At 62.2% G+C, this 22229-nt stretch carries 23 protein-coding genes and 1 tRNA gene; 6 read left to right on the top strand and 18 right to left on the bottom strand.

Annotation, left to right across the window (positions count from 1 at the left end):
* The 13 genes from nuoH to pnp all read right to left on the bottom strand — a co-directional run bounded on the left by nuoH (position 1) and on the right by pnp (position 12404).
* The gene (nuoH, locus tag AC3WUT_RS16215) at positions 1–1083 is read right to left on the bottom strand and encodes an NADH-quinone oxidoreductase subunit NuoH (protein WP_492348103.1); all 1083 of its coding nucleotides are present in this window, start codon (positions 1081–1083) and stop codon (positions 1–3) included.
* Positions 1080–3209, bottom strand: a complete 2130-nt coding sequence (nuoG, locus tag AC3WUT_RS16210) for an NADH-quinone oxidoreductase subunit NuoG (RefSeq protein ID WP_492348102.1) — start codon at positions 3207–3209, stop codon at positions 1080–1082. Before nuoG ends, nuoH begins: the two co-directional genes overlap by 4 nt.
* A gap of 14 nt (positions 3210–3223) precedes the next feature.
* Positions 3224–4579, bottom strand: coding sequence for an NADH-quinone oxidoreductase subunit NuoF (nuoF, locus tag AC3WUT_RS16205; RefSeq protein ID WP_492348101.1), 1356 nt, complete (start codon positions 4577–4579; stop codon positions 3224–3226).
* Positions 4579–5067, bottom strand: a complete 489-nt coding sequence (nuoE, locus tag AC3WUT_RS16200) for an NADH-quinone oxidoreductase subunit NuoE (RefSeq protein WP_492348100.1) — start codon at positions 5065–5067, stop codon at positions 4579–4581. The genes nuoF and nuoE overlap by 1 nt, the downstream gene beginning before the upstream one ends.
* On the bottom strand, positions 5064–6317 hold the full coding sequence (locus AC3WUT_RS16195; RefSeq protein WP_492348099.1) for an NADH-quinone oxidoreductase subunit D: 1254 nt from the start codon (positions 6315–6317) through the stop codon (positions 5064–5066). The genes nuoE and AC3WUT_RS16195 overlap by 4 nt, the downstream gene beginning before the upstream one ends.
* Before the next feature lie 25 nt (positions 6318–6342).
* Complete coding sequence (locus tag AC3WUT_RS16190; RefSeq protein ID WP_492348098.1) at positions 6343–6951, bottom strand: NADH-quinone oxidoreductase subunit C; 609 nt, start codon at positions 6949–6951, stop codon at positions 6343–6345.
* Positions 6952–6960: 9 nt separating this feature from the next.
* On the bottom strand, positions 6961–7440 hold the full coding sequence (locus AC3WUT_RS16185) for a NuoB/complex I 20 kDa subunit family protein (protein WP_019577575.1): 480 nt from the start codon (positions 7438–7440) through the stop codon (positions 6961–6963).
* 27 nt (positions 7441–7467) lie between these two features.
* A complete protein-coding gene (locus tag AC3WUT_RS16180; protein WP_019577576.1) occupies positions 7468–7827 on the bottom strand; it encodes an NADH-quinone oxidoreductase subunit A in 360 nt (119 codons plus the stop codon).
* Between the two features lie 55 nt (positions 7828–7882).
* Positions 7883–7967: transfer RNA gene (locus AC3WUT_RS16175), tRNA-Leu, on the bottom strand.
* A gap of 115 nt (positions 7968–8082) precedes the next feature.
* The gene (gene secG / locus AC3WUT_RS16170) at positions 8083–8445 is read right to left on the bottom strand and encodes a preprotein translocase subunit SecG (protein WP_492348097.1); all 363 of its coding nucleotides are present in this window, start codon (positions 8443–8445) and stop codon (positions 8083–8085) included.
* A gap of 19 nt (positions 8446–8464) precedes the next feature.
* Positions 8465–9214, bottom strand: a complete 750-nt coding sequence (gene tpiA / locus AC3WUT_RS16165) for a triose-phosphate isomerase (RefSeq protein ID WP_492348096.1) — start codon at positions 9212–9214, stop codon at positions 8465–8467.
* A 4-nt stretch (positions 9215–9218) separates the two neighbouring features.
* Positions 9219–10205 carry an NAD(P)H-quinone oxidoreductase gene (locus AC3WUT_RS16160; protein ID WP_492348095.1) on the bottom strand — a complete coding sequence of 329 codons (987 nt, stop codon included), beginning with the start codon at positions 10203–10205 and terminating at the stop codon, positions 9219–9221.
* Between the two features lie 60 nt (positions 10206–10265).
* The gene (gene pnp / locus AC3WUT_RS16155) at positions 10266–12404 is read right to left on the bottom strand and encodes a polyribonucleotide nucleotidyltransferase (protein ID WP_492348094.1); all 2139 of its coding nucleotides are present in this window, start codon (positions 12402–12404) and stop codon (positions 10266–10268) included.
* Here pnp and AC3WUT_RS16150 point away from each other — a divergent pair.
* Positions 12403–12597, top strand: coding sequence for a hypothetical protein (locus AC3WUT_RS16150; RefSeq protein WP_492348093.1), 195 nt, complete (start codon positions 12403–12405; stop codon positions 12595–12597). The genes pnp and AC3WUT_RS16150 overlap by 2 nt on opposite strands.
* A gap of 41 nt (positions 12598–12638) precedes the next feature.
* Here the strand turns inward: AC3WUT_RS16150 and rpsO are convergent, their stop codons facing one another.
* Together rpsO and AC3WUT_RS16140 are read right to left on the bottom strand one after the other, a co-directional pair.
* Positions 12639–12905 (bottom strand): 30S ribosomal protein S15, encoded by a 267-nt coding sequence (gene rpsO / locus AC3WUT_RS16145; protein WP_019577581.1) that lies wholly within the window; start codon positions 12903–12905, stop codon positions 12639–12641.
* Between the two features lie 83 nt (positions 12906–12988).
* Positions 12989–14158 carry a pyridoxal phosphate-dependent aminotransferase gene (locus AC3WUT_RS16140; RefSeq protein WP_492348092.1) on the bottom strand — a complete coding sequence of 390 codons (1170 nt, stop codon included), beginning with the start codon at positions 14156–14158 and terminating at the stop codon, positions 12989–12991.
* Between the two features lie 95 nt (positions 14159–14253).
* Here AC3WUT_RS16140 and AC3WUT_RS16135 point away from each other — a divergent pair, with 95 nt between their 5' ends.
* A complete protein-coding gene (locus AC3WUT_RS16135) occupies positions 14254–14493 on the top strand; it encodes a hypothetical protein (RefSeq protein ID WP_492348091.1) in 240 nt (79 codons plus the stop codon).
* A 9-nt stretch (positions 14494–14502) separates the two neighbouring features.
* Here the strand turns inward: AC3WUT_RS16135 and AC3WUT_RS16130 are convergent, their stop codons facing one another.
* Positions 14503–15792 (bottom strand): branched-chain amino acid ABC transporter substrate-binding protein, encoded by a 1290-nt coding sequence (locus AC3WUT_RS16130; RefSeq protein ID WP_492348090.1) that lies wholly within the window; start codon positions 15790–15792, stop codon positions 14503–14505.
* A gap of 92 nt (positions 15793–15884) precedes the next feature.
* Between AC3WUT_RS16130 and AC3WUT_RS16125 the strand changes: the two genes are divergently transcribed.
* A complete protein-coding gene (locus tag AC3WUT_RS16125) occupies positions 15885–16280 on the top strand; it encodes an Hsp20/alpha crystallin family protein (RefSeq protein WP_492348089.1) in 396 nt (131 codons plus the stop codon).
* 284 nt (positions 16281–16564) lie between these two features.
* On the opposite strand, the gene AC3WUT_RS16120 is transcribed toward AC3WUT_RS16125, so the two are convergent.
* Together AC3WUT_RS16120 and tsaD are read right to left on the bottom strand one after the other, a co-directional pair.
* On the bottom strand, positions 16565–17227 hold the full coding sequence (locus tag AC3WUT_RS16120; RefSeq protein ID WP_492348088.1) for a helix-turn-helix domain-containing protein: 663 nt from the start codon (positions 17225–17227) through the stop codon (positions 16565–16567).
* 105 nt (positions 17228–17332) lie between these two features.
* Positions 17333–18424 (bottom strand): tRNA (adenosine(37)-N6)-threonylcarbamoyltransferase complex transferase subunit TsaD, encoded by a 1092-nt coding sequence (gene tsaD / locus AC3WUT_RS16115; RefSeq protein WP_492348087.1) that lies wholly within the window; start codon positions 18422–18424, stop codon positions 17333–17335.
* A gap of 454 nt (positions 18425–18878) precedes the next feature.
* On the opposite strand from tsaD, the gene AC3WUT_RS16110 reads away from it, so the two are divergent.
* From AC3WUT_RS16110 to AC3WUT_RS16100, 3 genes are read left to right on the top strand one after another with little or no spacing between them, the layout of a single operon-like run.
* Entirely contained in the window at positions 18879–20123 is a 1245-nt protein-coding gene (locus AC3WUT_RS16110; RefSeq protein WP_492348086.1) for a CmpA/NrtA family ABC transporter substrate-binding protein, read from the top strand.
* Between the two features lie 38 nt (positions 20124–20161).
* Positions 20162–21079: a nitrate ABC transporter permease gene (gene ntrB, locus AC3WUT_RS16105; protein ID WP_492348085.1), complete on the top strand. Its 918-nt coding sequence runs from the start codon at positions 20162–20164 to the stop codon at positions 21077–21079.
* A gap of 26 nt (positions 21080–21105) precedes the next feature.
* The gene (locus tag AC3WUT_RS16100) at positions 21106–21912 is read left to right on the top strand and encodes an ABC transporter ATP-binding protein (RefSeq protein ID WP_492348084.1); all 807 of its coding nucleotides are present in this window, start codon (positions 21106–21108) and stop codon (positions 21910–21912) included.
* Positions 21913–22229 lie beyond the last annotated feature (317 nt).

Below are 22229 nucleotides of genomic sequence, written 5' to 3'. Positions count from 1 at the left end.
TCAGTTCCAGATGTTCCAGGGGCTCTGCATCCAGAAACCCACCACGAGCAGCCACACCAGGGTGACCGGGATGAAGATCTTCCAGCCCAGACGCATGATCTGGTCATAGCGGAAGCGCGGGAAAGTAGCGCGGATCCAGATGAACATGGACACCACGATGAAAGTCTTGGCACCCAGCCAGATCCAGCCCGGCACGGCGTTGAAAATGGCGTGGTCGATCGGCGACAGCCAACCCCCCAGGAACATCAGCACGGCCAGGATGGACACCAGCCACATGCTGGCGTACTCGGCCAGGAAGAAGATGGCAAAGCCCATGCCCGAGTATTCAACCATGTGACCGGCCACAATTTCAGCTTCGCCTTCCACCACGTCGAACGGGTGACGATTGGTTTCTGCCACGCCCGAGATCAGGTAGACCATGAAGATGGGCAGCAACGGCAGCCAGTTCCAGGACAGGAAGTTCAGCCCCAGGCCAGCGGCCATGCCCTTGGCCTGCCCTGCCACGATGACGGACAGGTTCATGCTGCCGCTCACCATCAGAACCACCAGGAAACAGAAACCCATGGCAATTTCGTAGCTCACCATCTGGGCCGAGGCACGCAGTGCCCCCAGGAAGGCGTACTTCGAGTTCGAAGCCCAGCCGGCGATGATCACGCCATAGACCTCGATCGAGGTGATGGCCATCACCAGCAACAGGCCAGCGTTCAGGTTGGTCAATGCCACCTCGGGGCCGAAGGGGATGGCCACCCAGGCAGCCAACGCCGGCATGATGGCCATGATCGGCCCCAGACGGAACAGGCCATTGCTGGCGGCATCAGGGCGGATCAATTCCTTGGTCAGCAGCTTGAGCGCGTCGGCGATGGGTTGCAACAGACCGGCAGGACCCACTCGGTTGGGACCGTAGCGAACCTGGATGAAACCCAGCAACTTGCGCTCCCACAGCGTGAGGTAAGCCACGGCGCCCATCAGAGGGGCCAGCACAGCCACGATCTTGAGCAGAACCCAGATCACAGGCCAAGCGGCCGCAGTCCACCAGCTGGCGGGCAGCAAGCCCAGTCCGGCGTTGTACAGCGCGTCGATCATGCGGTCACCTCGTTCGTGGTCGACCGTGCATCGGCCGTCAATTGCAGAGACGGCGAGCGGCGCACCAGACCGTCAAGCTGGTAAATGGCAGCCGTCACCGGCACCGACTCACCGGCCACCGAGGCACGGATGGCGACGCCCGTGTCGTTGCTCAGTTGAGCACTGGCCACTTGCTGGCTGCCAGCAGGCACCAGAGCGGCACGCGCCAGAACATCTTGCGACGATTCATCCGTAAAACCGTTCAGACCAAGCATATTGCCCAGCACCCGCAGTACCTTCCAGGCCGGACGGGTCTCACCCAAAGGCTTGACCACGGCATGGAAGCTTTGCAGACGCCCTTCAGCGTTGACAAAGCTGCCCGATGTTTCGGTGAACGGGGCGATCGGCAGCAGCACGTCGCTGATGTCGAGGTTGGTCTTGAAGGGGCTCAGCGTGACCACCATTTCGGCCTTGTTCAGACCCGAAACGGCGGCGTCACCGCCCGCCAGGTCAGCACCGGGCTCGACATTCAACAACAAGGCAGCTTTCAAGACACCCTGAGCCATCTGCGCGGCATTGAAGCCGCCAGCCAGAGGCTGGGCCTTGACCAGTTGCGCGCCGACGGTGTTGGCAGCCTCAGTGAGGTAGCCGACGGAGGCACCGGTCTCACGGGCAATCCAGTTGGCAAGGGCCAGCAGGCTGGATGCGTTGGCATGGTGAGCCGCGGCATTGCCCAGCAGCACAGCCTTGCGATCGCCACCCAGCAAAGACTTGGCCACGGCAGCCGCAGCCGGCGTGACTTCAGCGGCCCAAGGAGCCACCAAACCCTTTTCGGCGGCCACAGCAGTCGCAATGCTGGCCAGCGTGTTCAGCCACTCGGAGGCCGGAGCCACCTGGAACTGAGCGACAGGCAGCGCCCAGTCAGCTTCGACCGAGTACAGCGCATGGACCTGAGCCCCCTTGCGGGCAGCCTGACGGATGCGTTGGGCAAACAGCGGGTGATCCTTGCGCAGGTTCGAACCGACCACCAACACACGTTGCAGTTCGGAAAGCGAGGCAATCGAGGTGCCCAGCCAGCGAGCGCCCTCGGGCGCAGTGAACTCGGCCTGGCGCAGGCGGTAGTCGATGTTGTCGCTGCCCAAGCCACGCACGAGCTGAGCAGCCAGGAACAGCTCTTCCACCGTGCTGTGCGGGCTCACCAATGCGCCCATGCTGGACGCACCGTGGTTGGCACCGATCTGCTTCAGACCATTGGCCACGTACTCAAGCGCGGTCTGCCAGTCAACGGTCTTCCACTCGCCGCCCTGCTTCAACATGGGCTGGGTCAAGCGATCCGGGCCATTGAGGGATTCGTAGGAGAAGCGGTCGCGGTCGGCAATCCAGCATTCGTTGACAGCATCGTTCTCCAACGGAACGACGCGCAGAACCTGGTGATTCTTGACCTGAACGATCAGGTTGGCACCGGTAGAGTCATGCGGGCTCACGCTCTTGCGGCGCGACAGCTCCCAGGTCCGGGCGCTGTAACGGAAGGGCTTGCTGGTCAAGGCACCCACGGGGCAGATGTCGATCATGTTGCCGGACAGCTCGGAATCCACCGTGTCGCCCGCAATGGTGGTGATCTCGGAATGCTCACCCCGATTGATCATGCCCAGCTCCATGACGCCGGCCACTTCCTGGCCAAAACGCACGCAACGGGTGCAATGGATGCAGCGGCTCATCTCTTCCATCGAGATCAGCGGGCCAACATCCTTGTGGAAGACCACGCGCTTTTCTTCCTCGTAGCGAGAGGAAGAACCGCCATAGCCCACGGCCAGATCCTGCAACTGGCACTCGCCGCCCTGATCGCAGATCGGGCAATCCAGCGGGTGGTTGATCAACAGGAATTCCATCACCGATTGCTGGGCCTTGATGGCCTTGTCGCTCTTGGTGCGGACGATCATGCCCTGCGTCACCGGGGTGGCGCAGGCAGGCATGGGCTTGGGGGCTTTTTCAACATCCACCAGGCACATGCGGCAGTTGGCCGCAATGCTCAGCTTCTTGTGGTAGCAAAAGTGCGGAATGTAGGTGCCAGCCTTTTCAGCTGCATGCATGACCATGCTGCCTTCATTGACCTCTACCTTTTGACCGTCGAGTTCGATTTCAACCATATGTACTCTCGCGATCAAGCGTGCGCAGTCTTTGACGACTTGGCTTGCTCAATCAATGCCTGGAATTCGGGCTTGAAGTGCTTCAGCATGGCCCGCACGGGCATGGCGGCGGCGTCACCCAAAGCGCAAATCGTGCGCCCCTGAATGTTGTCAGCCACCGAGTTCAGCAATTCGAGATCACCATCGCGACCCTGACCGTGCCAGATTCGGTCGATCACGCGCCACATCCAGCCCGTGCCTTCGCGGCAAGGGGTGCATTGGCCACAGGATTCATGCGAATAGAAGTAGGACAGTCGCAGCAGGCTCTCAACCATGTCGCGCGAATCATCCATCACGATCACGGCGCCGGAACCCAGCATCGAGCCAGCCTTGGCAATCGAGTCGTAATCCATGGTGCATTCCATGATGATGGAAGCGGGCAGCACGGGCGAGGAAGAACCACCAGGGATCACAGCCTTCAGCTGGCGGCCCTTGCGAACGCCACCGGCCAACTCAAGCAGCTTGGAGAACGGCGTGCCCAGCGGAATCTCGTAATTGCCGGGGCGCTCGACGTCGCCGCTGACCGAGAAGATCTTGGTGCCACCGTTGTTGGGCTTGCCGCATTCCAGGTAGGCCGCGCCACCATTGCGAATGATCCAGGGCACCGCAGCAAAGGTCTCGGTGTTGTTGATCGTGGTGGGCTTGCCATACAGACCGAAGCTGGCCGGGAATGGCGGCTTGAAGCGAGGCTGCCCTTTCTTGCCTTCGAGTGACTCGAGCAAGGCGGTTTCTTCGCCACAGATGTAAGCGCCAAAGCCGTGAGCCGCATGCAGCTGGAAGCTGAACGCACTGCCCATGATGTTGTTGCCGAGGTAACCCGCGGCACGCGCTTCTTCGAGGGCTTCCTCAAAGCGTTCGTAGGTCTGGAAAATCTCGCCGTGAATGTAGTTGTAACCCACCGAGATGCCCATGGCATAAGCGGCAATGATCATGCCTTCAATCACGATGTGCGGATTGAATTGCAGGATGTCACGGTCTTTGCACGTGCCCGGCTCGCCTTCGTCCGAATTGCAGACGAGGTACTTCTGGCCCGGGAACTGACGCGGCATGAAGCTCCACTTCAGGCCTGTCGGGAAACCCGCACCACCGCGACCGCGCAAGCCGGATTCCTTGACCGTGGCAATCACCTGGTCCTGGGTCAGGCCTTCACCGCCGTCCTGCGCCAGGATCTTGCGCAGAGCCTGGTAGCCGCCGCGGGCTTCGTAGTCCTTGATGCTCCAGTTGCTGCCGTTCAGGCCAGCGTAGATCTGCGGCCCGATGTGACGGTCATGGAAGCAGGTCTCAACACCGGAAGACTGAAACTGGGAAAGAATGCTTTGAGCGGAGGTCATCACTTCACCTCGGCAGCGCGCAGGCCGTCCACCAGTTGATCGAGCTTGTCGTTGCTCATGAAACTGCACATGGTGCGATCATTCACCAGCATCACCGGCGAATCGGCGCAAGCGCCCAGGCATTCGCATTGCTGGAGCGTGAACAACCCGTCCGGCGTGGTTTCACCCATCGCGATGCCCAGCTTTTGCTCCAGATGGTGCAAAGCCTTGTAACCATCACGCAGTTGGCACGGCAGATTGGTACAAACATTGAGCTTGTACTTGCCCACAGGCTGCTGGTTGTACATGTTGTAGAAGGTGGTGACTTCGTGCACCGCGATCACGGGCATCCCCAGCACCTCAGCGATGACTTTTTCGCTGTCTTCACTCACGTAGCCCTGCTCTTGCTGAGCAATCGACAGGCAGGCCATGACGGCCGACTGCTTTTGATCAGCGGGATACTTGGCAACTTCACGGGCAAAACGAGCCCTGGTCGAATCAGAGATCATCGATCAATCTCTCCAAACACAATGTCCATGGTGCCAATGATGGCCACCGCATCCGCCAGCATGTGGCCGCGGGCCATTTCGTCCAGGGTTGCCAGATGCGCAAAACCCGGGGCGCGGATCTTGAGTCGATAGGGCTTGTTGGCACCATCGCTCACCAGATAAATACCGAATTCACCCTTGGGGTGCTCGACGGCAGCGTAGGCCTCGCCTTCGGGCACGTGGAAGCCTTCGGTGAAGAGCTTGAAGTGGTGGATCAACTCTTCCATGCTCGACTTCATGGCTTCACGGGCCGGCGGTGCCACCTTGTGGTTGTCCGTGATCACCGGGCCAGGGTTGGCACGCAGCCAATCCACACATTGCTTGATGATCTTGTTGGACTCGCGCATTTCAGCGACACGCACAAGATACCGGTCGTAGCTGTCGCCGGTCTTACCCACCGGGATGTCGAAGTCGACACGGTCATAGACATCGTAAGGCTGGGTCTTGCGCAGATCCCAGGCAAAGCCCGAGCCACGCAGCATCGGGCCCGTCATGCCGAGATTCAAGGCACGTTCGGGCTCGACGACACCGATACCGACGGTACGCTGCTTCCAGATGCGGTTTTCGGTCAGCAGGTTTTCATATTCGTCCACGCACTTCGGAAAACGACGCGTGAAATCTTCAATGAAGTCGAGCATCGAACCCTGGCGGTTCTGATTGAGCTCGGCCAAGGCCTTGGCGTTCTTGATCTTGCTGACCTTGTACTGCGGCATGGAGTCCGGCAGATCGCGGTAAACACCGCCCGGACGAAAGTACGCCGCATGCATGCGTGCGCCCGACACGGCTTCATACATGTCAAACAAATCTTCACGCTCGCGGAAGGTGTAGATCAGGATCGTCGAGCTACCGATGTCGTTGCCGTGCGAACCCAGCCACATCAGGTGATTCAGCAGGCGGGTGATCTCGGAGAACATCACACGGATGTACTGAGCGCGAACAGGCACTTCCAGACCCAGCAGCTTTTCAATGGCCAGGCAGTAAGCGTGCTCATTGCTCATCATCGACACGTAATCCAGCCGGTCCATGTAGGGCAACGACTGGATGAAGGTCTTGTGCTCTGCCAGCTTTTCAGTGGCACGGTGCAGCAGACCGATGTGAGGATCAGCACGTTGGACGACTTCGCCATCCAACTCCAGCACCAGACGCAAAACGCCGTGGGCTGCCGGGTGTTGAGGCCCGAAGTTCAGAGTGTAATTTTTGATTTCAGCCATGATGCATCACACAAGGCGGAGCGCCTCAGTGCAGGCCTCCATACTTGTCTTCACGAATGATGCGGGGCGTGATTTCCCGCGGCTCGATGGTGACCGGTTCGTACACCACGCGACGACGCTCGGCGTCATAACGCATCTCGACGTGGCCCGAAATCGGGAAATCCTTGCGGAAAGGATGGCCGATGAAACCATAGTCTGTCAGGATGCGGCGCAAGTCGTTATGACCTTCAAAGACGATGCCGTAAAGGTCAAAGGCCTCGCGTTCGTACCAGTTGGCAGAGTTCCAGATATCGGCGACAGAGGCCACCAGCGGCGCGTCGTCGTCCGGGCAGAACACCCGCACGCGCACGCGCTGGTTCAGGCTGACGGACAACAGGTGACTGACGACGCCATATCGCAAACCGTCCCAGGTGCCTTCGCCATAGGTGGAATAGTCCACGCCGCACAGGTCGACCAATTGCTCAAAACGGCAAGTGGGCGCATCCCGCAGAATCTGCATGGCGGCCAGGTAATCAGCCGCAGCCACCTCGATGGTGACCTCATCCAACGCAATGACAGCTGTTTTGATCTTGTCGCCCAGGGCGGCAACAATCACGTCTTTCAGGGCTTCCGCCTGGATTGCAATCTGTGTCATGGCGCTATCTCAGACCCGGGCGATCGTGTTGGTACGACGGATTTTCTGTTGCAGCTGCATGATCCCGTAGATCAGGGCCTCTGCCGTCGGGGGGCAGCCAGGCACATAGACGTCCACCGGCACGATGCGATCGCAACCGCGCACCACGGAGTAGCTGTAGTGGTAGTAGCCACCACCGTTGGCACAGGAGCCCATGGAGAGCACCCAGCGCGGCTCGCTCATCTGGTCATACACCTTGCGCAGAGCCGGTGCCATCTTGTTGCAAAGCGTACCCGCCACGATCATCAAATCGCTTTGACGCGGACTGGCGCGAAACACCTCAGCGCCGAAGCGGCCAATGTCGTAACGCGCAGCCGCTGCGTGCATCATCTCGACCGCGCAGCAGGCCAACCCGAAGGTCATGGGCCACAGGGACCCCGTCTTTGCCCAGTTCACCACCGCGTCGTAGCTGGTGGTGACAAAGCCCTCTTTCATGACACCTTCAATCATTGCATGCGTCCTTGTTGATGCTTTCGCTCATTCCCAATCCAGCGCGCCTTTTTTCCACGCGTAGATGAAGCCCACGAGCAGATCGATGAGGAACACCACCCCGGTCCAGAAGCCACCCGAGCCGGTGTCGGTCAAAGACACAGCCCAAGGGACGAGGAAGGCAATTTCGAGGTCAAAGAGAATGAAGAGAATGGCCACGAGGTAGTAGCGCACGTCAAACTTCATGCGCGCGTCTTCAAACGCTTCGAAACCACACTCGTAAGGGGAATTTTTGGCCGGATCGGGCCGATTGGGGCCAAGCAGGTAGCCCAGCGCCTGAGGGATGACCCCTACGCCTAGACCAACCAGAATGAACAAGAGAACGGGGAGGTATTGATCAAGGTTCATCTGGAGGATTTCATCACCGCGACCCTTCCAGCGAGTGCCGGAAGGGTCTTTATTTTGGTGCCGTCGGCGAGACTCGAACTCGCACAGCTTTCGCCACTACCCCCTCAAGATAGCGTGTCTACCAATTTCACCACGACGGCGGGATGTTGCTGCTCGGATGGCATGAGGACCTTGCGGTTTTGGCTTTCCGAACAGACGTCAATTCTACCCGGAAAAACCCACCCCTCTGGGGTTGCCGGGCAGAAAATCAAGAGCTCACTTGGTCGGAATTGCAGCAGCACCCTTGGCCGGCTCGGCAGGAGCCGCAGGCACGGCTGCAGGAGCCGCAGGCGTCACGACCGCAGCACCTTCGAGCACGCTGCCCGAGCTGGCTGCCGGACGCAGGTTGCCAAAATAGGCCAGTGCCAGGGTGCAGACAAAAAAGACCGCCGCCAGTACGGCCGTCGTGCGCGACAGGAAGTTGGCGCTGCCACTGGCACCGAACAGACTGCCCGAACCACCGCTGCCAAAAGCCGCCCCCATGTCCGCGCCCTTGCCGTGCTGAATCAGGATCAGACCGATCATGCCCAGGGCCGCCAGCATCTGTACCGCCAGGATGATGGTGGTGATGATGTTCATAAAAACTCCAGATAAAAAATCAAACAGCCAACGCAGATGCGGCAGCCACAATGGTCAGGAAATCGGGCGCCTTCAGCGACGCTCCACCGATCAGGCCGCCGTCGATATCCGGCTGGGCCAACAGCTCGGCTGCATTGGCCGCATTCATGCTGCCGCCATACAACAGCTTGACACGATCAGCACGGGGTGTGGCCGCCTGAAGCTGCGCCCGCAAAACGGCATGCACCGCCTGGGCCTGTTCAGGCGTCGCCGTCCGGCCCGTGCCAATGGCCCAGACCGGCTCATAAGCCACGACGATCTCGCTGATGCAGTGGCCATTGAGGTGGATCACCGCAGCCAACTGACGCTTGACGACCAACTCGGTCTGCCCCGCCTCACGCTGCTCCAGGGTCTCACCGACACAGACGATGGGCACCAGGCCCGCCGCTAGCGCACGCTGAGCCTTGCGCGCCACCAGATCGTCACTCTCGGCATGGTATTGGCGACGCTCGGAATGCCCCACGATCACGTAGTGCACCCCCAGATCGCGCAGCATGCCAGCCGACACTTCGCCCGTGTAAGCACCCGACTCATGCGCCGACAGGTCTTGAGCCCCAAGAGCCACCGGACCACGCAAGGCAGCCACCTGCGCCAGATAGGGCGCCGGCACACACACCGCCACCTCGGCTGCTGCATCAGCCACACCGGCCGCCACAGCACGAACCAAGGCATCGTTGGCAGCCAGGCTGCCATTCATTTTCCAGTTGCCGGCAATCAGCTTCTTTTTCATGAACTCACCAGGTCAAAACAATTTTTCCGACATGCTGACCAGACTCCATCAGCGCATGCGCCTGGGCCGCCTGTTCAGCAGGGAACGTAGCAAAAATGATGGGGGCAATATCCCGACGCGCCAATGCCGGCCAGACCTGCTCCCGCAAGGAGCGGGCAATGGCCGCCTTGAACGCCACCGGACGAGGACGCAAGGTTGAACCCGTGATCGTCAAACGCTTGCGCAGCACCATGCCGGCATTGAACTCGGCCTTGACACCACCTTGCACGGCAATGATCACAATCCGACCATCCTCCGCCAGGGCCTCGACTTCTCGGGCCACATAGCTTCCGGCCACCATGTCAAGGACCACATCCACACCCCGGCCATTCGTGAGTTCCTTGCAGACCTGCACGAAGTCCTGGGTCTTGTAGTTGATCGCATGGTCGGCCCCCAGTTTCAGGCAGGCCGCACATTTGTCGTCACTGCCAGCAGTCACGATGACCCGAGCCCCGCGGGCCTTGGCCAACTGGATGGCCGTGACCCCGATGCCACTGGTTCCACCCTGGATCAACAGGGTCTCACCCGCCTGCAAGCGGCCACGATCAAAGACATTGCTCCAGACGGTGAAAAAGGTCTCAGGCAAGGAGGCCGCCTCAACAGCAGTCCAACCTTGCGGCACCGGCAAGCACTGACCCACAGGCGCCACGCACAACTCAGCGTACCCCCCGCCGGCCACCAGTGCGCACACGGCATCGCCGATGCGCAAACCGGCCTCGGCCATGGCCACCGAATCGCCGCCCACCACCACACCCGCCACCTCCAGGCCCGGAATATCCGAAGCCCCAGGTGGCACGGGGTAGTTGCCGGTGCGCTGCAGGACATCAGGACGATTGATCCCGCTGGCCGCAACGCGGATCAACAACTCACCCTCGCCCGCAACAGGCTCGGGACGTTCTGCAGGCTGCAACACCTCGGGAGCACCGTAGGTGGTGATTTCAATGGCTTTCATGAGACCTCTCACCGAAGACCACCCACCAGCCCAGCCGGCAGGCAGCCCTCTCAACCGGAATTACTGTTGCTGTTGTTGCTGCTGGGGAGCAGCTTCGCCATGCATCGGACGATCGGCCAAGGCCTTCATGGACAGCTTGACGCGGCCCTTGTCGTCGGTTTCCAGAACCTTGACACGCACGATCTGACCTTCAGACAGGAAGTCGGTGACCTTTTCAACGCGCTGGTGAGCGATCTGGCTGATGTGCAGCAGACCATCCTTGCCAGGCAGCAGGTTGATCAGGGCGCCGAAGTCCAGGATCTTGGTGACCGGGCCTTCGTAGATCTTGCCGATCTCGACCTCGGCCGTGATCTGCTCGATGCGACGCTTGGCTTCATCCGCCTTGGCGCCGTCGGTGGCAGCGATGGTGATCGTGCCATCTTCCTCGATGTTGATCTGGGTGCCGGTTTCTTCGGTCAGCGCACGGATGGTGGCGCCGCCCTTGCCGATCACGTCACGGATCTTCTCGGGGTTGATCTTCATGGTGAACAGCTTGGGAGCGAAGTTGGACACTTCAGTCTTGGCTTCACCCATCGCCTCTTGCATCTTGCCCAGGATGTGCAGACGGGCTTCCTTGGCCTGAGCCAGCGCCACCTGCATGATTTCCTTGGTGATGCCCTGGATCTTGATGTCCATCTGCAAGGCAGTGATGCCGTTGGTGGTACCGGCCACCTTGAAGTCCATGTCACCCAGGTGATCTTCATCGCCCAGGATGTCGGTCAGCACAGCAAAACGGTTGGCGTCCTTGATCAGACCCATGGCGATGCCGGCCACGTGGGCCTTCATCGGCACACCGGCGTCCATCAGCGACAGACAGCCGCCGCAGACCGAAGCCATCGACGACGAGCCGTTCGATTCGGTGATTTCAGACACGACACGCATGGTGTACGGAAACTCTTCCTTGGTCGGCAGAACCGCCACCAGAGCACGCTTGGCCAGACGGCCATGGCCGATTTCGCGGCGCTTGGTGCTGCCCATGCGGCCCACTTCGCCGGTGGCAAAGGGAGGCATGTTGTAGTGCAGCATGAAGCGGTCTTCGTATTCGCCAGCCAGGGCATCGATGCGCTGCGCATCGCGCTCGGTACCCAGCGTGGCCACCACCAGCGCCTGGGTTTCACCACGCGTGAACAGGGCCGAACCGTGGGTACGGGGCAGCACCGAGTTGCGGATCTCGATCGGGCGCACGGTGCGGGTGTCGCGGCCGTCGATGCGGGGCTCACCGGCCAGGATCTGACCACGCACGATGCGGGCTTCGATCTCGAACAGCAGGCCTTCGACCTTGACGCTATCGAACTCCACGCCCTCGGCCTTCAGGCCAGCCATCACGGCGGTATAGGCTTCGCGGCAGGCTTGGGTGCGGGCTTGCTTGTTGCGGATCTGGTAGGCGGCGCGCAGGGCTTCTTCAGCCAGGGCATTGACCTTGGCGATCAGCGGCTCGTCCTTGGCCGGAGCTTCCCATTGCCAGACCGGCTTGCCGGCTTCGCGCACCAGTTCATGGATGGCGTTGATGGCGATGGCGCCTTGTTCATGACCGAACACCACGGCACCCAGCATGATGTCTTCGGACAGCTGTTGCGCTTCGGATTCGACCATCAGCACGGCCGATTCAGTGCCGGCCACCACCAGATCCAGCTGGCTGCTCTTGCGCTGGGTCTGACCCGGGTTCAGCACGTATTCGCCGTTGATGTAACCCACGCGGGCGGCACCGATCGGGCCGTTGAAGGGGATGCCCGACACAGCCAGGGCGGCCGAGGTGCCGATCAGGGCGGCGATGTCGGCGTCGACTTCGGGGTTCAGCGACACGGTGTGGATCACCACATGCACTTCATTGAAGAAACCTTCGGGGAACAGCGGGCGGATCGGGCGATCGATCAGGCGGCTGGTCAGGGTTTCGAGTTCGCTGGGCTTGGCTTCGCGCTTGAAGAAGCTGCCCGGGATCTTGCCGGCGGCGTAGGCCTTCTCGATGTAATCAACGGTCAGCGGGAAGAAATCCTGACCCGGCTTGGCGCCCTTGGAAGCCACCACGGTGGCCAGCACCACGGTGTCGTCGATGTTCACCAGCACGGCGCCAGTGGCCTGGCGGGCGATTTCACCCGTCTCCAGGGTGACGGTGTGCTGACCCCATTGGAAGGTCTTGGTGACTTTGTTGAAAATGCTCATGTTCAGCTCCTGCTGCTTGGCCAACCCGAGGGCCAGCCTCATCGCCACCCACCCCGGGTGGCAAGGGACAGTTGAAAACCCGGAACACGATGCCATTCCAGAACAACCGGCAGCCTCATCGGCCGATTCTTTTGGAATGACACAGCGCGCATCCCTGCTTTCAGCTGTGGAAAAACAAAAAACAAACGCCTGAGCTAGTGAACTAACTCAGGCGTCCAGCATTCGTCGCTCGAATTACTTGCGCAGACCCAGCTTGGCGATCAGTGCGGTGTAACGGTCAGCGTCCTTGCCCTTCAGGTAGTCGAGCAGCTTGCGACGGCGGCTCACCATGCGCAGCAGACCACGGCGACCGTGGTGATCCTTGGCATGGGTCTTGAAGTGAGGGGTCAGTTCGTTGATGCGGGCGGTCAGGATGGCGACCTGAACTTCTGGGCTACCCGTGTCATTGGCGCTGCGTGCATTGGCCTTGACAACTTCGGCCTTGATTTCGGATGCGATCATTTTGGTTCCTTTGAATATTTGACTTGCGCTGACTGCCGGAAATGCGGCCAGCGTGCTGCCTTGCAAAACGCAAAGCCTTGAAATTATAGCCCGAGCCAGCGCCGCAGGCGAATCACCCCTTCGTCCAGGCGATTCAGGTCGCGCGAGGCAAAACACCAGCGCAGCCAGCCATCGGCCTCCTGCCCGAAAGCACTGCCCGGCGCCAGGCCCAATCCGGCCTCGGCCACCAGTCGCTTGGCCACCGCCAACGAATCGTCATGACCCTGCAGGCGGAAGAACGCATACATGCCTCCGCTGGCCGAGGCCACCTGCACCCCCGGCAGCACCTGCAACTGCGGCACCAGGCGATCCCGGCAGGCTTTCAGGTGGGCCACCACCCGTGGGGTGATGCTGCCCCCTTCGCGCAGGGCCGCCAGGCCGGCACGCTGGGTGAACACCGATGCGCACGAGGTGTTGAACTCGATCAGTTTGCCCATCGAGGCCAGCATCGAAGGCGGCATGACCAGCCAACCCAGGCGCCAGCCGGTCATCAGAAAGCTCTTGGAAAAGCTGTGCACTACCACCAGGCGATCCTCTGGCTCGGCCAGGTCAAGGAAGCTGGGCGCACAGCCCTTGCTCGAAGGCTCGTAATACAGGCGTTCATACACCTCGTCGGCCAGGATCCAGGTTCCGGTGCGTCGGCAATGTGCCAGGATCTGCGACTGCTCCTCGGCACTCAGGGTCCAGCCCGTGGGGTTGTTGGGCGCATTCACGATCAGCAGCCGTGTAGCCGGCGTGATCGCCGCCAGCAACTCCGGCAGATCAAGGCGCCAGGCCCCTTGCTCAGCCCCTTGCACCACCGGCTTGAGCGAGACGGTTTTCACCACCCCCCCCATGATGGCGGGCTGGGCCAGCAGATTCGGCCAGACCGGGGTCACGGCCAGAACCTCGTCGCCGGGCTCCACCAAGGCCTGGATCGCCAGCATCAAGGCATTCACCCCACCCGACGTGACCGCAATGCGCTCAGGCCCCACCGGCCGGTGCAGGCCGGTGGTGTAGTCCGCCAAGGCCTGGCGCAACTCGGGCAGACCCAGGTTGTGGGCGTAAAAAGTCTCACCCTGGGCAATCGAATCGATGGCCGCCTGCCGCACGGCTTCAGGCGTGATCTCGTCACTCTCACCAAACCAGAAGGCCAACACATCGGACCGGCCCATGCCGGCATTGGCCACTTCACGGATTTTCGATTCTTCAAGCTGGAGGATGGCGGGTCGCATTCGGGGGTCCTGTAGTTGCACGTCGCAACGCGATTGAACAAGAGTCGCATGGTAGCGGAGCCGCCCGGCCCTGCCCCCTTCAATCGGAGCCCCTGATGCCCACCACCCTCACCCGCCGCCAAACCCTGCTCGGGCTGAGCGCCCTGCTCGGCAGCACCGCGCCACCCGTCTTGGCCGCATCCCGAGCCTCGGCCAAATCCCGGAAAAGCCAAGGGCGCAGCAAACCTGCTGCGCCCTCTGGCTCCGAAGAAAGCCGCGCCGACCGAGACCGTCGCCTCAGCCGCGAATGCCGGGGCCGGGCGAATGCCGGCGCCTGTCTGGGTTACGCCCAGTGAGTCGCCGGCTCAGGGGCGCTGCATGCGACAGGTGGTCGCCATCTCCGCCTTGCTGGCCGGGATCTGACGGATCACCTTGAAGCCATAACCCGAGCCTTCGACGTCAAACCGAACCCCAGGCTGCCCCTGCTTGTCCATCACGCCCACCACCAGGCCCTGCTGGAACTGATGGTCGCTGGCTCGCATCGTGCCCGACTGCCCATGCAAAGACACGCTGCTGCCCTCCAGCTTCGCGGCCACAGCCGCAGCCTCGGTCGAACCGGCCTTCTCGATGGCCTGGGCCAGGGCCTCGATCATCAGTTGCATGCGCATGTGCACATAGTCATCCGCCGGTTTGGGAAAGCGCTGCCGGAAGGCCTGGTAGAAGGCCTCGCTCTGGGCGCCCGGCACGTTGGGCAGCCAGTCCGCCACCGCCACCACCCGGCCCAGGCCGGCATCCCCGATGGCCGCCGGCGCCCCCAGCGCATTGCCGTAATAGGTGAAAAAGCGCCCCTCGTAGCCCACCTCGCGTGCAGCCTTGATCAACAGAGTCAAGTCATTGCCCCAGTTGCCGGTGATCACCGCTTGCGCACCGCTGGCCTTGATCTTGACCGCGTAAGGTGCGAAGTCTTTCACCCGCCCCATGGGATGCAGTTCTTCGCCCGCCACCTGCACATCCGGGCGTTGCTCACCCAGTTGACGACGCGCCTCCTTGAGCACGGCCTGCCCAAAGCTGTAGTCCTGCCCGATCAGGTAGACGCTCTTGACCGAGCGGTCCTCCCGGATCACCTCCATCAAGGCTGCCATGCGCATGTCGGCATGGGCATCAAAGCGGAAATGCCAGTAACTGCAACGCTCGTTGGTCAGGGTCGGATCCACGGCCGAGTAGTTCAGGAACAGCACCCGTCGTGCCGGATCCCGCTCGTTGTGCTTGTTGATGGCATCCAGCAACACCGCCGCCGTGGCCGAAGAATTGCCCTGCAGCACCACCCGGGCCCCGTCATCAATGGCCGAGCGCAAGGCCGACAAGGCCTCTTCGTTCTGGCCTTTGCTGTCGTAGCGGTCCAGTTGCAAGGGGCGCGGCCCGCCCGCAGCAGCGCTCAGGCGCACCCCACCCCGCGCATTGACGCGCTCCACCGCCCACAGGACATTGCGATAAACCGCCTCACCCGCATTGGCGAACGGACCGCTCAGACCTTCGATCAGCGCCACCCGGATCGGGCCGGACGCACCGGCTGCCTGCGCCGACACCCACGGCAAAGCCGCGACAGATAACGTCGACAAAGCCCTTTTCAAGAGGGACCTGCGCAGATATTCCATGAAGAAAAATCCTTGAAAAAAAGCCGCTGGATCGCACCTGTGATCCATGCGGCACTCAGTTCGAGAGCCGCGCAGTGTAAAGGACTTGCACCATGATCTTCGCTCCCGTGATTCGCTCCTCAGCCCACCTCAATGGCCTGCGCGCCATGGACCGCGGCCTCGAAAGATTCCTGGCCCAGACCCTGCACCAACAGGCCCAGCGCCAACGCGAAAGCACCCAGCCCCTCGAAGAATCCGAGCAAGGCTACCGCCTTCAGTTGGACGCGCCCGGCCTGAGCCGCGAACAACTCCAGGTGGACATCGAAGGCAGCGTGGTGCGCATCGAAAGCACAGCCGAAGCGCCGCGCCGCTATCGCTGGGCCTTCGAACTGCCGCAAGCGCTTGACGCCGCCACCAGCACGGCCCAATTGGTCAATGGGGTGCTCACCCTTCAACTCGGCAAGAAGGCACCACCCCCACCTCAAGGCACCCGGATCAACATCGGCTGACCTGCCCGAACGCCCCATCCCACAAGGCCCGTCAAGGGCCTTTTTTTTCGCCGCCCGCCACTGGGCAAGCCCTGCGTCACCCGACTTTGAGCACTGTCAATTTGATCGCTTGCAGCACTACGCTCGGACACCTCGATCACCCCTGGTATTTCGAGCACTTCGGTAGCAAGAATCACCTTTTGCATCTGGAAACCGACCGATCAATCTTTGGAAAATGAAAAACCCCACAGACCGTGAGGTGCTGCGGGGCAAAGACCGGCGTCGGCCGGTCGGGGAGGAATGGATCAGGCGGCCGTGGCAGACCGGGCTTCCGAGGCGGTCGACGGGCTCGCATCTCCCTCGTGCAGCAACTCACCCAGGAGCTTGGGCAGATCGGTGACGAGGTTGGGTTTGTAGACCAGCGGAATGTCGCGCAGCGCGAAGGCATAAGGGCGGCGCTGCTCCTCGTCCAGCGAGGTGACCACCACCAACTGGCTCCGGTTCAGCTCCGGGTGGGCGCGCAGGCTGGTCAGCAGCGTCGCACCATCAATGCCTGGCAGCAACAGGTCCAGCAGCAGCACATCGGGCTGCAACTGCCCGTACATGGCCAGGCCCACGATGCCATCGTCGGCCAAATGAAGCGATACCTCGGGAAAGTGCTGCTGCATCATCAGCGACACCAGGTTCTGGTAGTGGGCCGAATCCTCGATGAACAGCACCCGACGCGGGTTGGCCGGGCTGCCACGCTGGCTGCCACGGCGGCCAGCACGGCGATTGGCCAACCAGCGGTCCACCGAGACGCGGGAAATGCGTCGGTGTCCACCGGGGGTCTTCCAGGCCTCAAGTTCGCCCCGGTCCACCATCATCTGGACCGAACGGACTGCCATGCCCAATTCACGAGCCACCTCGATCGTGGTGCAGTGCTCACCAGCGGGAGGGACGGAGGAAAAATTGTTTTCGGAGCTCATGAATCAATTCTACCGAATTTGCCGAATAAATTGTCAAGTTCAACAAAGTGATAGTTGAAAAAATTAGTTTTTCAAGACCCACTAGCACTCTGGGCTGGCCCCTACTCACGCGTCGATGGCATCCAGCGGCCAACGGGGCCGCACATCAAAGCTGTAATCGCATCCCGCCTGGGCACGACCGGCCTGCAGGCGCATGGCCGCCGCCATGGCGATCATGGCGCCGTTGTCAGTGCACAAATGGAGTTCGGGGTAATGCACCCGCACCCGGGCCACCTGGCAGGCCGCATTCAGGCACTGGCGCAGTTCGCGGTTGGCGCCCACCCCGCCCGCCACCACCAGGCGGCGCAGACCGGTCTGGCGCAGGGCGGCCATCGACTTCTTCAGCAACACCTCAACAATGGCCGCCTGCGTGCTGGCCGCCAGGTCAGGCTTGCGCACGGCCAGGTCATCGCCCAGTTTGCGGGCCTGGGTCAGTACGGCGGTCTTCAGCCCCGCAAACGAAAAATCGAGATCACCGCTGTGCAGCAAGGGCCTGGGCAGCTTGAACGCGGCAGGGTCGCCGGCCTCGGCCAGGCGCGACAGCGCCGGCCCGCCCGGGTAGCCCAGGCCCATGAGCTTGGCCGACTTGTCGAAGGCCTCGCCCGCGGCATCGTCAATGGTCTCGCCCAGAATCTGGTATTCACCCACCGCATCCACCCGCATCAACTGGGTGTGACCGCCCGACACCAGCAAGGCCACAAAAGGGAACTCCGGCGGATCGGCACTCAGAAAGGGGGACAGCAGGTGGCCCTCCAGGTGGTGCACGCCCAACACCGGCCGGCCCAGCGCCGCACCGAGTGCGCAAGCCACGCCCGAACCCACCAACAAAGCCCCCGCCAGACCGGGCCCACGGGTGTAGGCCACCACATCCACCTCGGCCAGGCTGCGCCCGGCGCTCGCCAGCACCTGGGTCGCCAGCGGCAACACCCGCCGGATGTGGTCGCGGCTGGCCAATTCAGGCACCACGCCGCCATAGGCCTGATGCATCTCGATCTGGCTGTGCAGGGCATGGGCCTCCAGGCGCGGCACGCCCTGGGCACTGGCATGCACCAGGGCCACCCCTGTTTCATCACAGGAAGACTCGATGCCCAGAACCAGGCCAGGGGCCTGGCTGGGCGTGTGAGGGGCAAAAGGAGCAGTGGAGGCGGTCACGGACATGGGCAGACGGTTCAACTTCGGTGCCGCAGTGTAGGCCCTGGCGGCCTCGCCGGACCGACACAAAGGCCTTGCCCCCACCCACCCAGGGCCACGCAGACACCTCGGCAGGACCGATGAGACCGGGGATTGGTGCATCGCACAAAAGCAGTGCGGCGCACCGACTGGGGCCTTTGGCACGCACCAAGCCCGCACCTTGCGCACCGCCATGTGCCACTTGGCCGCCCAGCCAAGCCGGCCCAGAGGCCTAACGCCCTCTTTTTCGCCTGGCACACCCTTTGCTTAGAAGGTGCATGACCTCTCCGGGTCACACAGCGTATCAAGTCCAATGGCGGGCTTGATAGGCTGCCAGGACAAAGGCGTCCCCACCACGGCTGGCCCACAGGGCTCGGCTGCTGCGTGAGGACGCCTTTTTGCTTTGTACGTTCCGAATGACTTCAGCTTCAAGGAGTAGCCCATGACCGACCTGTTGAACACCCGCCTGAGCCGGCGCACCGTGCTGCAAACCGCTGCCGTGGCTGCCACCGGCCTGTCACCGGCACTGCGCTCGGTCGTCTATGCAGGCGGCTCCGACAAGCCAGAAAAGGAAGAAGTGAAGATCGGCTTCATCCCCCTCACCGACTGTGCCAGCGTGGTCATGGCCTCCGTGCTGGGCTTTGACAAGAAGTATGGCGTGAAGATCATCCCCAGCAAAGAAGCCAGTTGGGCCGGTGTGCGCGACAAGCTGGTCAATGGCGAACTGGATTTCGCCCACGTGCTGTATGGCCTGGTCTATGGCGTGCACCTGGGCGTGGGTGGTCCGAAGAAAGACATGGCCGTCCTGATGACGCTGAACAACAATGGCCAGGCGATCACGCTGTCCAAGAAGCTGGCCGACAAGGGCGCGGTCGACGCGGCCAGCCTGGCCAAGCTGATGGCCAGCGACAAGCGCGAATACACCTTTGCCCAGACCTTCCCCACCGGCACCCATGCGATGTGGCTGTATTACTGGCTCGCCTCGGCCGGCATCAACCCGCTGCAGGACGCCAAGGTCATCACCGTGCCTCCGCCCCAGATGGTGGCCAACATGCGCGTGGGCAACATGGACGGCTTCTGCGTGGGCGAACCCTGGGGCCACCGCGCCATCATGGACGGCATCGGCATCACGGCCGTCACCACCCAGGACATCTGGAAAGACCACCCCGAGAAGGTGCTGGGCACCACTGCCGAGTTCACCAAGAAGTACCCCAACACCTCGCGTGCCGTGATGATGGCCATCCTCGAGGCCAGCCAGTGGATCGATGCCAGCCTGCAGAACAAGCTGAAGATGGCCGAGACCATTGCCGACAAGTCCTACGTCAACACCAGTGTGGACGCCATCAACCAGCGCATCCTTGGCCGTTACCAGAACGGCCTGGGCAAGACCTGGGACGACCCCAACCACATGAAGTTTTTCAACGATGGTGCGGTCAACTTCCCCTACCTGTCCGATGGCATGTGGTTCCTGACCCAGCACAAGCGCTGGGGCCTGCTCAAGGACCACCCCGACTACCTGGCCGTGGCCAAGCAGATCAACCAGATCGACCTCTACAAACAGGCCGCCAGCGCCCTGAAGATCAACGTGCCTAAAGACCCCATGCGCAGCAGCAAGTTGATCGACGGCGTGGTCTGGGATGGCAAGGACCCCAAGAAATACGCCGAATCCTTCAAGGTTCACGCCTGAGCCTCCCCTGCGCCCCACCCACCCAACAGGAGCCCGCCATGGTCAGTGCCGTCTTCCACAACCCCGCCGAAATCCCCGCTTCGCAGGTGCCTGCCCCCAAGTCCTCTGCCGCTCAGGCCCCCGCCATGAAAAAAGCCGTCCCTGCCGCCCCGCGCCCTGCACGCCTGCCGTTTGACTGGCGCGCCTTCTGGCTGCGCGTGCTGCCACCGGTTTTTGGCCTGGGCCTGATGCTGGGCCTGTGGGCCATCGTGTCGATCACCACCGCCAGCGCCATCCCCTCGCCGGCCGACACCTTCAAGCAGGCCCTGGAGGTGTTCAGCGACCCGTTCTACAGCAAGGGCCCCAACGACCAGGGCGTGGGCTGGAACGTGCTGTTCTCCCTCAAGCGCGTGGCCATGGGCTTCGGCCTGGCCGCCTTGGTGGGCATCCCGGCCGGCTTTTTGATCGGTCGCTTTGAGTTCCTCTCGCGCATGTTCAACCCCTTGATCAGCCTGCTGCGCCCGGTGTCGCCGCTGGCCTGGCTGCCCATTGGCCTGCTGGTCTTCAAGGGCGCCAACCCGGCAGCCATCTGGACCATCTTCATCTGCTCGATCTGGCCCATGATCATCAACACCGCCGTGGGCGTGCAGCGCGTGCCGCAGGACTACATGAACGTGGCCCGCGTGCTCAAGCTGTCGGAGTGGAAGATCTTCACCAAGATCCTGTTCCCCTCGGTGCTGCCCTACATGCTGACCGGCGTGCGCCTGGCCGTGGGCACGGCCTGGCTGGTGATCGTGGCCGCTGAAATGCTGACCGGCGGCGTGGGCATCGGCTTCTGGGTCTGGGACGAGTGGAACAACCTCAACGTCAAGAACATCATCATTGCCATCTTCGTGATCGGCGGCGTGGGCCTGCTGCTGGAATACGCCCTGATCCGCATCGCCACGGCCTTCACCTTCGAAGAAGTCAAGAGCTGACCCACCCCGTCATCAAGGAACACGCCATGAACAGCGCCAAGTACATCGAGATCCAGGGTGTCGAACAGACTTTTCGCACCGCCAAAGGGGCCTTCCCTGCCCTGCGGGACATCCATCTCACCATCGCCAAAGGTGAATTCGTGGCCCTCATCGGCCACAGCGGCTGCGGCAAGTCCACCTTGCTCAACCTGATTGCCGGGCTGACCTCCCCCACCCAGGGCGCCATGCTGTGCGCCAACCGCGAAATCAAGGGCCCCGGCCCGGAGCGGGCGGTGGTGTTCCAGAACCACTCCCTGCTGCCCTGGCTCACCTGCCACGAGAACATCCACCTGGCCGTGGAGCGCGTCTTCGGCCAGCGCGAAAGCAAGGCCCAGCTCAAGGCCCGCACTGAAGCGGCCCTGGCCCTGGTCGGGCTGAGTGCGGCGGCGCAAAAGCGCCCGGGCGAAATCTCGGGTGGCATGAAACAGCGCGTGGGCATCGCCCGTGCCCTGTCCATGGAGCCCCAGGTGCTGCTGATGGACGAGCCCTTTGGCGCCCTCGATGCCCTCACCCGGGCCAAGCTGCAGGACGAACTGCTGGACATCGTGGCCGAGACCCAGGCCACCGTGGTGATGGTGACCCACGACGTGGACGAAGCCGTGCTGCTGTCCGACAAGATCGTGATGATGACCAACGGCCCGGCCGCCACCATCGGCGAGGTCCTGAGGGTTGACCTGCCCCGCCCCCGCTCGCGTGTTGCGCTGGCTGAAAGCACTCAGTACCTGGGCTACCGCAAGGCCGTGATTGATTTCCTCTACACCCGTCAGGCCCACGTCGAAAAGACCGCCGCCTGAGCCGCGCCCCCTCACACGGCGCCCCTCCCGGCCCTGCGCCGTCGAGGGGCGTTTTTCATAGACGGCCCCGTCCCTGGGCGGGCATGCACCAAGTCGACGGCCTCTGCCCTTCAAAGCGAGTCCGCTGCACCAAACCCAGGCAAAAAGACCGAGTCCAAGCCATTTCCAAGGCCTGTTTTGGCGGCACGGAGTTTGCTTGAATCAAGGCATCGGCCCCACAAGGCTGTCAGGGGCTGTGGCGTGACGATGCACCGCAGCCCCTCAGGACACAGGCGTCCCCACCGTTGGCTTCTTTCTCAGAAAGCCATCCGGTGCGG

This window comes from Curvibacter sp. EU05-FHT14A10 (assembly GCF_058791075.1).
Note: the sequence above shows the minus strand (reverse complement) of the source record. Positions and strands in the feature narration are given on the sequence as shown.